The 13,390-nt window shown below is 72.4% G+C and carries 13 protein-coding genes; 6 read left to right on the plus strand and 7 right to left on the minus strand.

The genetic code is table 11. The features are described from left to right. Positions 1–3: 3 nt before the first annotated feature. On the plus strand, positions 4–1,329 hold the full coding sequence (locus tag JAP66_RS08630; protein ID WP_199431059.1) for a glutamate-1-semialdehyde 2,1-aminomutase: 1,326 nt from the start codon (positions 4–6) through the stop codon (positions 1,327–1,329). A 32-nt stretch (positions 1,330–1,361) separates the two neighbouring features. Here JAP66_RS08630 and JAP66_RS08635 read toward each other — a convergent pair whose 3' ends face one another. Beyond that, a complete protein-coding gene (locus JAP66_RS08635) occupies positions 1,362–2,027 on the minus strand; it encodes a phosphatase PAP2 family protein (protein WP_307849487.1) in 666 nt (221 codons plus the stop codon). A 123-nt stretch (positions 2,028–2,150) separates the two neighbouring features. Between JAP66_RS08635 and JAP66_RS08640 the strand changes: the two genes are divergently transcribed. The 3 genes from JAP66_RS08640 to JAP66_RS08650 are packed head-to-tail and all read left to right on the plus strand — an operon-like array spanning position 2,151 to position 3,814. After that, positions 2,151–2,402, plus strand: coding sequence for a PqqD family protein (locus JAP66_RS08640; protein WP_199431061.1), 252 nt, complete (start codon positions 2,151–2,153; stop codon positions 2,400–2,402). 30 nt (positions 2,403–2,432) lie between these two features. Further along, on the plus strand, positions 2,433–2,864 hold the full coding sequence (locus JAP66_RS08645; RefSeq protein ID WP_235998838.1) for a lasso peptide biosynthesis B2 protein: 432 nt from the start codon (positions 2,433–2,435) through the stop codon (positions 2,862–2,864). Then, on the plus strand, positions 2,861–3,814 hold the full coding sequence (locus JAP66_RS08650; RefSeq protein ID WP_199431062.1) for a hypothetical protein: 954 nt from the start codon (positions 2,861–2,863) through the stop codon (positions 3,812–3,814). Before JAP66_RS08645 ends, JAP66_RS08650 begins: the two co-directional genes overlap by 4 nt. A 10-nt stretch (positions 3,815–3,824) precedes the next feature. Here the strand turns inward: JAP66_RS08650 and JAP66_RS08655 are convergent, their stop codons facing one another. Continuing rightward, entirely contained in the window at positions 3,825–5,603 is a 1,779-nt protein-coding gene (locus tag JAP66_RS08655; RefSeq protein WP_199431063.1) for an ABC transporter ATP-binding protein, read from the minus strand. Positions 5,604–5,807: 204 nt separating this feature from the next. On the opposite strand from JAP66_RS08655, the gene JAP66_RS08660 reads away from it, so the two are divergent. Both JAP66_RS08660 and JAP66_RS08665 read left to right on the plus strand, forming a co-directional pair. Beyond that, positions 5,808–5,948: a lasso RiPP family leader peptide-containing protein gene (locus tag JAP66_RS08660; protein ID WP_199431064.1), complete on the plus strand. Its 141-nt coding sequence runs from the start codon at positions 5,808–5,810 to the stop codon at positions 5,946–5,948. Between the two features lie 83 nt (positions 5,949–6,031). Continuing rightward, complete coding sequence (locus JAP66_RS08665) at positions 6,032–7,165, plus strand: asparagine synthase-related protein (RefSeq protein WP_307849488.1); 1,134 nt, start codon at positions 6,032–6,034, stop codon at positions 7,163–7,165. Between the two features lie 56 nt (positions 7,166–7,221). Here JAP66_RS08665 and JAP66_RS08670 read toward each other — a convergent pair whose 3' ends face one another. The 5 genes from JAP66_RS08670 to JAP66_RS08690 all read right to left on the minus strand — a co-directional run bounded on the left by JAP66_RS08670 (position 7,222) and on the right by JAP66_RS08690 (position 13,371). Further along, positions 7,222–8,133, minus strand: a complete 912-nt coding sequence (locus JAP66_RS08670) for an alpha/beta hydrolase (protein WP_307849489.1) — start codon at positions 8,131–8,133, stop codon at positions 7,222–7,224. Positions 8,134–8,228: 95 nt separating this feature from the next. Then, positions 8,229–9,368: a nucleotidyltransferase family protein gene (locus JAP66_RS08675; RefSeq protein ID WP_199431065.1), complete on the minus strand. Its 1,140-nt coding sequence runs from the start codon at positions 9,366–9,368 to the stop codon at positions 8,229–8,231. Positions 9,369–9,378: 10 nt separating this feature from the next. After that, on the minus strand, positions 9,379–10,581 hold the full coding sequence (locus JAP66_RS08680; protein ID WP_199431150.1) for a glycosyltransferase family 4 protein: 1,203 nt from the start codon (positions 10,579–10,581) through the stop codon (positions 9,379–9,381). Between the two features lie 11 nt (positions 10,582–10,592). Beyond that, entirely contained in the window at positions 10,593–11,843 is a 1,251-nt protein-coding gene (locus JAP66_RS08685; protein ID WP_235998893.1) for an O-antigen ligase family protein, read from the minus strand. A gap of 1 nt (position 11,844) precedes the next feature. After that, positions 11,845–13,371, minus strand: a complete 1,527-nt coding sequence (locus JAP66_RS08690) for a right-handed parallel beta-helix repeat-containing protein (RefSeq protein WP_199431066.1) — start codon at positions 13,369–13,371, stop codon at positions 11,845–11,847. Positions 13,372–13,390 lie beyond the last annotated feature (19 nt).

The following is a 13,390-nucleotide window of genomic DNA, read 5'->3' on the forward strand; positions in this document are numbered from 1 at the left end:
AACGTGGACACGGATCGGCTGGCCCGCTCGCGGCAGGCGAACGAACGGCTGCATGCGCTGATCCCGGGCGGCGCGCACACCTATGCCAAGGGCGACGACCAGTACCCCGAGGGGCTTGCTCCGGTCATCTCGCACGGCCGTGGTGCCCGAGTGTGGGACATCGACGGCAACTCCTACATCGAGTACGGCTCCGGGCTGCGTTCGGTGAGCCTCGGACACGCACATCCCCGGGTCACCGAGGCCGCGCGCCGCGAGCTCGACCGGGGCGCGAACTTCGTCCGGCCCGGCATCATCGAACTCGACGCTGCGGAACGCTTCCTGGCCACCGTGCCCACCGCCGAGATGGTCAAGTTCGCCAAGAACGGATCGGATGTGACCACGGCCGCCGTCCGGCTGGCGCGGGCGGCGACCGGCCGCCCGCTCGTGGCGATCTGCGGCGATCAGCCGTTCTTCTCCACCGACGACTGGTTCATCGGCAGGACGGCGCTGCCTGCGGGTATCCCGGACCGGATCGCCGAGCTCACGGTGTCGTTCCCCTACGGCGACCTGGTGGCCACCGACGAGCTGCTGCGGCGGCACGACGGCCAGGTGGCCTGCCTGGTCCTCGAGGCCGCGGGCCAGCAGGAGCCGCCGCCCGGCTACCTGGCCGGCCTGCGCTCGCTGGCGGACCGGCACGGGTGCGTGCTCGTCTTCGACGAGATGATCACCGGTTTCCGCTGGTCGGAGGCGGGGGCGCAGGGGTTGTACGGGGTGGTGCCGGACCTCTCGACGTTCGGCAAGGCGCTGGGCAACGGGTTCGCCGTCTCCGCACTGGCCGGCCGTCGGGATCTGATGGAACAGGGTGGGCTGCGTGACTCGCGCGACCGCGTGTTCCTGCTCTCCACCACCCACGGTGCGGAGACCCATTCGCTGGCGGCGGCGATGGCGGTTATGGAGACCTATGTCGAGGAAGGCGTCACGGCGCGGCTGCACGCCCTGGGTGAACGGCTCGCCGCCGGGGTGCGTGCGGCCGCCGCCGGGATGGGCGTCGGCGACCATGTCGTCGTCCGTGGCCGGGCGAGCAACCTGGTCTTCGCCACCCTCGACGGGGAGCTGCGGCCCTCGCAGGAGTACCGCACCCTGTTCCTGCGCCAGCTGATCACCCGGGGAGTCCTCGGACCGTCGTTCGTGGTGAGCAGCGCGCTCACCGAGGAGGACATCGACCGGACCGTCGACGTCGTCGCGCAGGCCTGCGCCGTGTACCGCAAGGCGCTCGACGCGGATGACCCCGCCTCCTGGATGGGCGGCCGGCCCGTGCGACCCGTCTTCCGTCGCCGGGCCCCCTCGTGAGTGTTGGCACGAGTTCTGACTCGTCTGCGCACTCACGAGCCGCGGCGGTCGGCGACCCGGTCGATGAGCAGGCCGAGCAGGGGCACGAGCGCCACGGCCGTGCAGAAGCCGCCGATGGTGTCGGTGGCGTAGTGCGCGTTCAGGGCGACCTGCGCCCAGGCCATCTCCAGCCCGGCCAGCACCGCGAAGCCCAGCACCACGAGCACGCTCGCGGCCCGGCCCGCCCGGAACAGGTCCACGGCGAGCAACCCGAAGACCAGCGCCAGCGCGGTGGCCAGCGCGGTGTGCCCGCTGGGATAGGAAAGGAAACCGCCGTTGATCGTGCGGTCGAAGACGGGCTTGAGCGCCGTGGTCGCGGCCGCCGGGACCAGGCAGGCGACGGTGAGCACGGCGAGCCGCCCGCGCCGGAGCGCCAGGCACAGCGCCGTCAGCAGCGCCACGAGCACCGCCGCTCCCACGGGCTCGCCGCCGAAGTCGACCATCAGCGCGACCGTCCGGCTCGATGTCGACGACGCGGCGGCGACCGACCGGGCCGCGGCGTCGAACCCGGACGGCGCCGCCTGGCCTGCGTAGCGCACGCCGACGGCGAGCAGCACGAGCGTGGACAGCAGCGCCGCCACGCCGAGCGGCAGCCGCAGCGGCGCCGGAATCGCGGGTGGAGCGGGTACGACCCCAGTGCCCACTCGTTCCACGCTCACATCCAGATAGTCGGACGCCGGGTGCAGATCGTTTCCGCGGCGGCCGATCGGCGTAACACCCGGCATTCCGTCCGCGAATCCATCGTCGAGCCGCGGGAGCCGCGGAAGACAAGGAAGTCCACCATGCGTCTGCGATCCGCCGACATCTCCGCACGCACCATCGGTGCCGAGACCATCGTCCTCAACCTGCCGACCTCCCGGTACTTCACCGTCACCGGTGTCGGCACCCGCGTGTTCGAGCTGCTGGCCGAGGAGACGACCCTGGACACGCTGGTCGACACGATCGTCGGCGAGTTCGAGGTCGACGCCGCGACCGCACGGCGTGACATCGAGGGCTTCCTCGAACGGCTCCGCGATGCGCAGCTGCTGCACTGAACCGGCCCGGCCGGGCGCCGTGGAACCGGCATGACCGCCCGTACGGCGGCGCGGCTGGCCGTCGAGCTGGCCAGGGCGCTGGCGACGATGACCATGATCGAGGCCGGCCTGCGGACCGGCGACCTGCCCGCGACGTGCCGCAGGCTGCGGCTGCGCTGCGACCTGGCGAGCGTGACCCCGCCCGCGGCGGAGCCCGCGGTGCTGCCCCGCTCCACCCGCACGCCGGTGCTCGCCTGCGCCCTCGTGGTGTCCCGCTGGCCCGCGGGGGACACCTGCCTGCGCCGCTGCCTGCTGGTCGGCCGCAGGCTACGCGGACTGGACCCGGTGCTGAGGATCGGCGTGCGGCGCGAGCCGGACGGGCGCTTCTCCGCCCACTCCTGGCTGGAGATCGGTGGCAGGCCGCTGGACCCGGTGGCGTCGCGCTACGCCGCACTCGGCTCGGCGAACGGGGGACGCGCGTGACGTCGCACTACCGTGCCCACGGCCTGACCATCTCCAGCGAGGTGGAGCTCCCGCTACCGGTGCCGCCCACCGGTGCGGGTGCGGGCATCGCCGACCTGACGATCCGCCTCGGCGCCGACCGGCCCGTTCCGGAAGATGCGCCGCCGGGCACGCGGCTCGCCGGACTCGCCCGCTCAACGGGCGGCGTGTTCTACGTGCTGACCCGGGACGGCGAGCGCGCGCACCTGCGCTATCCGGGCCTGTGCGACTTCACCGGCGATCGCGACCTCTCGGCGGTCACCGCGCACCCGCACCCCGCCGCCGACCGCGAGTTGCTGCCCGTGCTGGTCGCAGGCACCCTGCTCGCGGCCCACCTCATGCTGCGGCACCACCTCGTCCTGCACGCCAGCGCCGTCGAGCTGGACGGGCACGCCGTGGCTTTCGTCGGTGCGTCCGGGATGGGCAAGTCGACGCTCGCCGCCGCGCTGTGCGGCACCGGCTGCGCGCTGGTGGCCGACGACGTACTCCGTGTCGACCGGGTGGATCACGCCGGTCCGGCCGGCATGGTGGTGTACCCGGGCAGCACCGAGAGCAGGCTCCGGCCCAACGCCCGCGGTCTCGCCGACGGTGCGCCGTCCACCGCCGTGCGGCCCACCGCCGACGGCAGGCTGGCGCTAAGCCCGCGCTCGCACGCGGACGGCCCGCTGCCGCTCACCGCCTGCGTGGTGCCCCGGCCGAGCCGGGACATGCTGGACGTGTCGGTGGACCGCCTGCCACCCGCGCTGGCGCTGATGCGCCTGTGCCAGTTCCCGCGCGTGCTCGGCTGGTGCGATCCGCCGTCGATGGACCACGCCTTCCAGGCGCTGGCCGACCTCGTCGAGCGGGTGCCGGTCTTCGACGCGACCGTCCCGTGGGGGCCGCCGTTCCGGCCGGAGGTGCTGTCCGGGCTGCTCGACGCGGTCGCCCGGTAACGCCGCCGGATCAGCGGTACGCGGCCGACTGGAGCCGGTACAGCTCGGCGTACTGCCCGGCGCGGGCGATCAGCTCGTCGTGTGTGCCGCACTCGACCACCCGGCCCGCGTCAAGGACGTAGATGCGGTCGGCCATCCGCGTGCTGGAGAACCGGTGCGAGATCAGCAGCGCGGCGCGGCCACCGAGCATGCTCCGGACGTCGGTGAACAGCTCGTGCTCGGCGCGCGGATCGAGCGCGGCGGCCGGTTCGTCGAGTACCACCAGCCCGGTGTCCCGGTACAGGGAACGGGCCAGTGCCACCCGCTGCCACTGGCCGCCGGAGAGGTCGACGCCCTCGTCCAGGTCGCGGCCCAGCATGGTGTCGAGCCCGTCGCTCAGCCCACCTGCCGTGGGGTGTGCACCGGAGCGCCGGGCCGCCTCGGCGACCTCCTCCGGGGTGCCCGCGCGCGTGCCGTCGCTGATGACGATGTTGTCCCGCAGCGACATCTGGTAGCGCACGAAGTCCTGGAAGATCACCGTGACCGATGCGCGCACGTCGGGTGCGGGCAGCTCGGCGCCGTCCCACCGCCGGGTCCCGCCCTCCGGGTCGTAGAGCCCGGCCACGATCTTCGCGAGGGTGGTCTTACCCGAACCGTTCTCGCCGACCAGAGCCACCACCTCGCCCGCGCGGACCTCGAGGTCCACGGAGTCGACGGCCGGGCGCTCCTGCCCCGGATAGCGGAAGCTGACCGAGTCCAGGACGACGCCGCCGGTGAGTGCGCGCTTGCGGCCCTTCGGCGGCGCCGGCGGCCCCGAGGTCACGAAGCGTTCCAGGTCGGCGAGGAAGGGCGCCGACTCGAGCAACCCGCCGATCGAGGCGAAAAGGGTGTTCAGCTGGCCGGACAGCAGGCGCACGGCGATCGCGGCGGCACCGGCCTCGGCCAGGTCGATCCGGCCCCTGCGGACGAGCTCGACGATCGCCAGCAGCGCCGCGGTGAGCGCGGCGGCGACCCCGATGGTCGTCAGCGCGGCGATGAGCTGCCTGCGCCGGACCTGACCGCGGAGTGCGCTGTTGACCTCGTCGTTGAGCAGCCGGTGCCGCTCCCGCAGTGGGCCCGCCGAGTCGAACGCGCGCAGCTCGGCCGCGTACGGGCGCTGGGTGAGCAGCTGGCGCAGGTAGTTGCGGCGGCGGAAATGGGCGGTGAGCCGGTGGGCGAACGCGAACTCGGTGCGGCTCGCCCAGCGCGAAAGCGCCACGGCGGGCAGCCCGGCCGCGAGCAGCACGGGCACGAGCAACGGCTCCACGCCCACCAGCACGGCGGACAGGGTGACCACACCGAGCATGCCGCCGGAGAGGCCGAGCAGTGCGGCGGTGACGGCGAACGGCCGCGTCAGCGCGTTCTGCTGGATGCGTTCGAGCGTCGTGGCGAAGCCGGACGACTCGTAGGTGACCAGGTCGGCGCGTTCGGTCGTGTCGAGCAGCCGGTCCCACACCCGCTGCGAGACCCGCTCGCCGAGGAGCCGGTGCTGCTGCGTCTGCAGCGGGGAGATCGAGCCGGACAGTGCCGTCGCGGTCGCCAGCAGCAGCAGCGCGGGGGTCAGCCCGAGCGCGGCCTGCCCGGGTTGCAACAGGGCGTCGAAGGTGAGCTTTCCGGCCGCCACGACGCCGAGCGCCGCCGTGGCACCGAGAAGCTGGTAGATGCCCGCGATGACCGTGCCCAGCCGGTCGGCGCGCCAGACCTCCCTGGCCGCGGCGGCGATCAGCCGGGGGTTGGCTGCCGAGGCCTTGGCCATTCGAACCAGACGCACCATCGAATGGTAGCCGCGCGCACGGTGTTCTCGGACCTCGCCGCGATACCCCGCCGGTACCGGTTGCGTCACCTCCTGGACACATTTCCCCGGGGGCCGTAACGGAAAGCCGGTGAACGCGAACTTCTCAGCAGATACCGGACCCCGGATTCGGCGCCTCCCACGCCGAGCTATGTCCACTCGACACGTGTGAGGAGGTGTTACATGCGTCAGCCATACGAAGCTCCCGAGCTCACCACGCTGGGATCGGTGACCGAGTTGACCCAGGCCAACCTGTTCGGCAGCCAGCCGGACAACCTGACCTGGCTGGTGCCCATTGTGGGCGACCGCGACGGCTTCTCCTGACGGACGGCCGCCACGGGGTCGGGAGTGGACACTCACGGCCCCGTGGACCGGTATTTCGCACAGGCGCCGGAGAAGGGAGCGCCGTGGGCGGCCTGTACACGATGGACCCGCTGGAGGTCGCGGGTGGCTGGGTCAACGGCTACGACCTCGCGCCGCTGCCCGCCCCCCTGCCCGGCGGGCCGCAGCAGGCGCTCGACCGGTTACTCGTGCGGCACCTGGTGCGGAGGCCCTGCCTGGTCGCGTTCTCCGGCGGCCGGGACTCCTCGGTGCTCCTCGCCGCCGCGGTGCGGGTGGCGCGCCGGGAAGGGCTGCCGCTGCCGGTGCCGGTCACGCTCACCTACCCGGACGCACCGGACACCGCCGAGGGGGACTGGCAGGACGCGGTGCTGCGGCACCTCGGCATCGGCGAGCGAGTGCTGCTGACCGTCCACGACGAGCACGACCCGGTCGGCCCGATCGCGGGCTCGCTGCTGCCGCGGCACGGAGTCGTGTGGCCACCGAACTTCGCCCCGACCTGGCGGATGCTGGACCAGGCACGCGGCGGAACACTGCTCACCGGAGAGGGCGGCGACGAGCTCTTCGGACTCAAGCGGATCACCCCGGTCACCAAGGTGCTGCGCAATCGGGGCCGGGTCGACCGGCGGATCTACCCGCACGCCGTGCGGGCGCTCGCCCCGGCCAGGGCCCGCTACCGCGCCGCGCTGCGGAACCGGTACCGGCGGCCGTGGCTGCGGGACGACGTCGAGGAACTGCTCGCGCGCCGCGACGCCAGCGACGCCGCGGCCTACGCGCTGCACGCCGGGCGCAACACCTGGCAGTTCGCCGACCGCCGTTGTGCCCGGCGCGGCTACGAGACCATGCGCGCGCTCGGCGCCGAGCTCGATGTCGAGTACGTGCAGACCTTCGCCGAGCCCGGCCTCGTCGCGTCGGTGGCGGCAGCGGCGGGTTACTGGGGCTGGACCGGTCGCACGGCCACGATGGTGCGCCTGTTCGCCGACCTGCTGCCACGCGCGGTGCTCGAACGCCGGACCAAGGCGGTCTTCACCGACGCGGTGTTCACCGAGCACACGCGGGAGTTCGCGCGGCGGTGGACCGGCTCCGGCGTCGACCCGGAGCTCGTCGATCCCGAGGTTCTTCGGGACAACTGGTTGTCGGCGAGTCCGCATGCGCCGTCGATGAACCTGCTGCAGCAGGCATGGCTGGCCGACCGCTCGTGAGTGTTCAGCCGGGTTGGAACTCGTTTTCTCACTCACGACCGGCTGGGACGCGTTGCTCACCGGCCGAGTTGCCTGTCGAGCCAGGTGTGCAGGTCGTCGAGTGCTGCACCGGCCATGGGCGTAGCGTGCCCGGTGAAGCCATGGGGCGCGGCGGGGTAGACCCGCAGGTCGACATCGACGCCGGCTGCGGAAAGCTGCGCGGCCATGGCGACGTTGTCGCGCAACAGGATGTCCTCTTGTCCGACCATGATCAGCACCGGTGGCAGGTTCGCCGGGTCGGCGTAGATCGGGGAGATGTCCGGGTGGGTGCGGTCGGGCGCCAGACCCGCGTAGGCCTCGATGAAGTACTCGTCGGCGATCAGACGTCCGCTGGGCGTCTGCCCGCTGAGGTCGTAGGTGCCGAACTGCAGCGCGGCGGCGCTGAACGCGGCGATGCCGCGATCGCGGAGGCGAACGAGAGTGGTCATCGCGAGGGTGGCGCCCGCGGAGAATCCACCGATGGCGAGGCGACGTATGCCGAACCGGCCGGCCGCGTGCTCTGCGAGCCACAATGCTGCGGTCTCGCAGTCGTCGGGCGCCGCCGGCCACGGATAGTCGGGCGCTAGTCGGTAGTCGACGCTGACGACCACGATGCCGAGCGTGTCCGCCAGTTCACGGTTGCGGACATCGCTTCCTGCCGCAGATCCCAGGTAGAACCCACCGCCATGGATGTCCAGGAACACACCCTTGGCGGCGGTCGACGTCGGGAGGTGAATCCGCACCGGGACCGTGTGGTCGCCGTGGCCGACCACTTCGACGACCGCTGGAGGGCTCGATGGGGTCGGAGGTTTCGCCGCATCGCGGACCGACTTCAGCTCGCTCCAGTCGCTCGGGCCCCGGCCCACGCCGCGCTTCTCGTAGAACTCGCGGGTCGAGTCGGCCAGCGGAATCAGCCGAGGGTCGATCAACTGCGACAGGCCGAGCTTCACAGGCCCACGATAGCGAGCCGCCGTGATCGCAACCCGGTGCCCGGCGCGTGCCAAGACGCGCCGACGCGCCCTGTGCGGTCCTTCGGCAGCACGCCCTAATGCTCGCGGGGGGTGCCACGGCCGCGCCGGATCTCCCGCACCGCGAACCGGAACCGCGCCAGCGGCGACGAGTGCCTGCCCGCCGTGTACCGCCCGTCGGGCAGGGCGAGCGCGCGCAGGTACGCCACCTTGTCCCGCAGCCGCGGCAGCACCGGCACCGTCGCGAGGGCCTGCGCGGCGAACGTCTTCCCGGCATGCGTGTGCAGCGCCAGCCACGACTCCTCCCGCCGGTTCGGCCGGTAGTTCAGTGCCCAGTCAGTGAACGCCCCCGCCGTGGCGAGGCCGAGCAGGCGCCGCGTGTCGGCGACGGCCGCCGACACCACGGCCTGGCCGCCCCACCGCGCGGCGCGGCGGACGAACTCGGCGCCCTCTGCCTCGCTCACCGGCCACAGCTGCGCGACGTCGCGCAGTGAACCCAGCCGCAGCGGCCAGTCGCCGAGCGTGGCGTGATAGCAGGCGTGCAGGAACCGGTTCGGCCGGGACAGTGCACGCAGTGACTTGCCGGCCACCACGAACTCCTCGCCCTCGTCCCATAGCGACTCGAGGTCGACCAGAACGCCCCATGGCCCGAGCACGAACGTCCGGTGGAGGTCCAGCTCGAACCCGGCGGAGTGGCGCAGCGTGGTGCCCTTGTCGAAGCGGCGGTCGAAGCCGGGGCGCGGCTCGGCGAGCGTACGGGCGAACCCGGCATCGGTCAGCACGGCGACCGCCCGGTCGATCTCGGCCGCGCGCACGAGGACGTCCAGATCGATGAACGAGCGCAGGGCCGGCTGCGGGTAGTCCAGGCGCGCGACCGCGCTGCCCTTCAGCAGCCGGATGTCCACACCGGACTCGCGCAGCAGTTGCCCGACCTTGACCAGCTCCTGCTCCAGCGACAGCACGCGCAGCAGGATCCCCCGGTGCGTGGCCCGCGCCTGCGCGGCCTGTTCCCCGGTCGCGGGCAGGCTGCCCTGGTCCACGGCGGCACGTAGCTCGCCGACGACCCGGTGCTTGCGCGCGGCGGCCAGCAGGGCGGACCATGCGTCGCTGCCGAGCGGTTCGGCCGGGAATGGCCGGGTCGCCTCGGCGAGCCCGTGCGCCGCCACCGCGGTCAGCGGAGCGGGATAGCTCTCCTCACCACACAGCCTGCGTGTCATGTCGGGCCCTTCACACCGGTTCGCGGGAGCCGGCGCCGCTGATCGCGGCCTCGTACCCGGCGACGAGCCGGTCGAGCCCCACCGCTGGGATGAAGTCCCGCTCGTACCGGCGCCGCGCCGCCGTGCCCATCTCCCGGTTCCGGCCGGGCGTGGCCGTGACGCGGCGCAGGCAGTCCGCCAGGTCGCCCGCCTCGCCGGGGCGGTGCAGCAGGCCGGTCACGCCTTCGTCGATGAGCTCGACGAAGGCGCCGTGTGCCGCGGCGACCGTGGGCACCCCCGCCGCCATCGCCTCCACCACGACGAGCCCGAACGTCTCCAGCCAGGTCGAAGGCGCCACCACGGCGACGGCGCGTGCGGTCAGCTCCCGGCACTCCTCCTTGTCGCAGAGGCCCAGGTAACGCAAGTCCGGCCGCCCGGCGGCCCATCGCGCCACCTCCTGCTCCAGCGGACCGGTGCCTGCGATCACCAGCGGGACCGCCATGTCTCCGGCGGCGGCCAGCGCGTCCCACGCGGCCATGAGCAGCCGGACCCCCTTCTCGTCGGTGAGCCGGCCGAGGAAGAGCAGGTGCTCGCCAGGCCCGGTGCGCCGGATGCCGGGGTCCGGGACGAAGTTGTGCTTCACCGAAAGGCGCTGCGCGGGCATCCCGGCCTGCACGAGCATCGTCCGCTGCGCCTCGGAGATGCAGAAGAACCGCGCGACGTCCGACCACCAGCGGCGGCGGTTCAGCGCCAGGCCGGCCACTACGGGAACGGTCGCCAGGCGCGAGTCCCGGTAGCAGCCGTGCCGGATCGCGGGCAGTGGCGCCGAGCCCACACAGTCGGTGCACACCGCGCCGTCCCGGTACAGGGTGCCGGGAGCGCACGTCATCGTGTAGTTGTGCAGGGTCGCCACGACGGGCACTGCGGCGTCCGCGCACGCAGCCAGGATCGAGGGCGACAGCAGCGGGAACGTGTTGTGCACGTGCACCAGGTCCGGCCGCTCCTCGCGTAGCCGTGCGGCGAGGTCCGCCCGTGCCGCCCGGTTCCACGGAACGCGCAGCGGCACCATGAGCTTGCCCAGCGGTGACATGCCCGCGATGTCGTCGCTGTGCCGCTCGAACGCGCTGACCCGGTGCCCTGCCCCGGTCAGCAGCGCGGTCTCCTGGTCGACCACGTTGTTCTCGCCGCTCGGCTGGGCGGAGCGGTACCGGTTGTGGGCGACCAGCACTCGCAGCGGCCGCCCGCTCACGTCGCCACCCGCCCCGCGGTGCCGGGTACGTCCGGCGGCGCCTGCGGCCGGGCCAGCAGGGCGGCGGCGAGGGCGAGGTACAGCAGGTAGGGCGAGGCGTCGCCGAGCCCTGCCTCGGTGTAGGAGGTGACCAGGCAGTACGTGACCAGGAATATCGCGCAAGCCCGCGCGGGCGACGGCGGACGCAGCACCGAGGCGACGAGCAGCGTGCCGAGGAACGCGGCGACGATCACGATACCCAGGTAGCCCTGCTCGTGATAGACGGCGAGCCAGCTGCTGTCGATCGGCAGCCCGTCGAACGACTTGTCCGTCAGGCCAACCCCGAAGACCTCCTCGCTGACGGTGCGGGGCTGGTCCAGCAGGGCGTCCCACACCTTCGCCCTGCCGGTGAGGTTGGAGAAGTTCTCATCGGTCTGCCCGCGCTGGAACCAGGCCTGGACGGCCGGCGCGGCGACGACGGCGAGCAGTCCGGTGCCCGCCACGGTCCAGCCGAAGGCCTTCCGCGCGCGGACGCTGGTGAACAGCAGGGAGAGCCCGGCGATCGCGAGAGCGGCGAGCAGTCCGACGGTGGCCGTCCTCGTGTGGCTCAGCACGAGCATGGCAGTAGCCGGCCCGGCCACCAGCAGCGCGCTCCGGCCGTCGGTGCGGCGGCTCAGCCAGAGCACCAGGGTCAGCCCGGCGACAACCGCGGCGTACTGCCCCACCTGGGGCGCGGTGAGCGGCCAGAGCGCGCCGACCAGCCGGCCGCCGTAGCTCTCCGGGAACGCGAGACCGGGGGAGATGACCATGCCGAGCACCACCGAGACGAGCACCACGCCGAGCACCCGGATGTGCTGCCGGACCAGCGTCAGGCTGCCGTCCCACCAGCGGGTCAGCAGCCACAGCGTCGCGATGAACACGGCGAAACGCGCGCAGCGGAACAGGGCGCCGAACCCGGATTCGAGATCCGCGCTGGCGATGACGCTCACCACCAGCAGCAGCGTCAGCAGCAGGAGGTAAGCGCTCGGGCGGACGCGCAGCCGGGGGTTGAGCAATAGCGCCAGCCCGAACGCCGCGACGAGCGCGCCCATGGTCAGCACCTGGGTCACCAGGCGGGGGATGGGGACGACCGTCACCGCGCCGGTGGAGCCGAGGGTGTTCAGGATCAGCAGCGCCCAGATCAGCCCCACCAGCCGGGGCGTGGTGCCCCGCACCGGTGCCCGCTGTTCCGCCGGGGCGGCGGGGCCCGTCCGCACGTCGCGCGCCATGTCAGCCACCGGCCGTCCGCGCGAACGTGCTGCCCGCGTCCTGCCGGTAGGGCCCGACCTGCCACTGCGACGGGTCGAGGATCCGGCTGGTGTCGTACGGCATGAAGGTCCACGGCCCGGTGTAGGTGTTGTCGTGCCAGGTGTTGTCCTGCTCGAAGGTGATCGCCTCCTGAACCGCGTCCCGCTGGTACGGCGACCAGTCCGGGTAGGTGCCGTAGTTGGACAGCAGCGCCATCCGGGCGCACGTCGTCGTGCAGCCGACCGTGCCGGGATCGACGGCGAACCGGTTGTCGTGGATGTCCACGCGCTGCGTCTTCCACCGGCAGTCGTCGTACAGTGGCTTGGCCGCGATGCCCGGATCCGAGCACCGCTGCTGCTCCGGCACGAGCAGCGTGCAGGTGCCGCTGGAGGTGTTGGCCGGGCTGTTGCAGAACCGGTCGGCGTTCTCCCACAGTGTGATTCCGGACCAGTTGTCCTCCAGCACGTTGCCATGGATGTCGATCTTTTCGGTGCGGGCGGGGACGCGGGGCTCGCCACCGGACTCCGAGATGTAGATGGTGGCGACCGGGAAGTTGTCGGCGCGGTCGGCGAAATCCTTGCCCTGGACCCAGTTGTTCCGGCGGATCGTGTTGTCCCGGATGACCGCGTTGTAGCTGGTCTCGTAGAAGATCGCGCTGCCGTCGTTGTCCTCGATGAGGTTGCCCTCGATGAGGAAGTCGTTGTTGTTCGTGTCCGCCCACAGGGCGGTGCCGCGGTTGTCGTGCACCCAGTTGTCCCGGATGTCCGCGCCGTCGACGGCCCAGAACTTGATGCCGCCGGTGCAGCCGCACCCCGGACTGCGGGCCTCCCAGTCGTCGGTGTTGTTGCCGACGATCTCGTTGCCCTCCACGACCAGGCCGGTGATCGTGTTCCCGGCCTGGTAGGCGTTCATGCCGTACTGACCGTTGTCCTTCAGGCAGTTGCCGCGCACCTGCTGCCGGGCACCGGCCATCAGCCCGGCGCCCGCGTTGTCCTTGATCGTGTTGTGCTCGATCACCCAACCGTCACCGGAGTCGTGGTTGACCACGCCCTCGTTCGGCGGTGCGACGAATCCGCGCACCGTCAGGTGTCGGATGGTGACGTCCTCCGCCTCACCGGTGAGCGCGTAGCGATTGACGCCCCTGCCGTCGAACACCGCTCCCGGCGCGCCGAGATAGGTGTCCCCGTCCTTCGGGGACACCTGCTCGTACTCGCCGTCGCCCAGCCGATGCGTTCCCGGGGCCAGCCAGAACGTCGTGCCCGGCGGGTGGCTCTCGGTCTTGGCGGCGACGTCGCCGACGACGGCCGGATCGACGGTGACGGCGCCGACGGGCGCGGCTGCCGGGCCCGGCTCGGTGTTACCGCACACCGGCCCCGGCCCGGTCACCGCCTTCGGCTCGGGAACGGCGTCGGCGCCGGGCTCGGGTGAGCACGCGATCGCCAACAGCGGGGTGAGGGCGCCAAGGAGCACCGCCACGCGGCGGGCACGTCTGCTGGGTCTGGCCTCCACGGCGGAGCACCTCCCGGAT

The organism is Qaidamihabitans albus, from assembly GCF_016464705.1.
Lineage (GTDB): Bacteria > Actinomycetota > Actinomycetes > Mycobacteriales > Pseudonocardiaceae > Qaidamihabitans > Qaidamihabitans albus.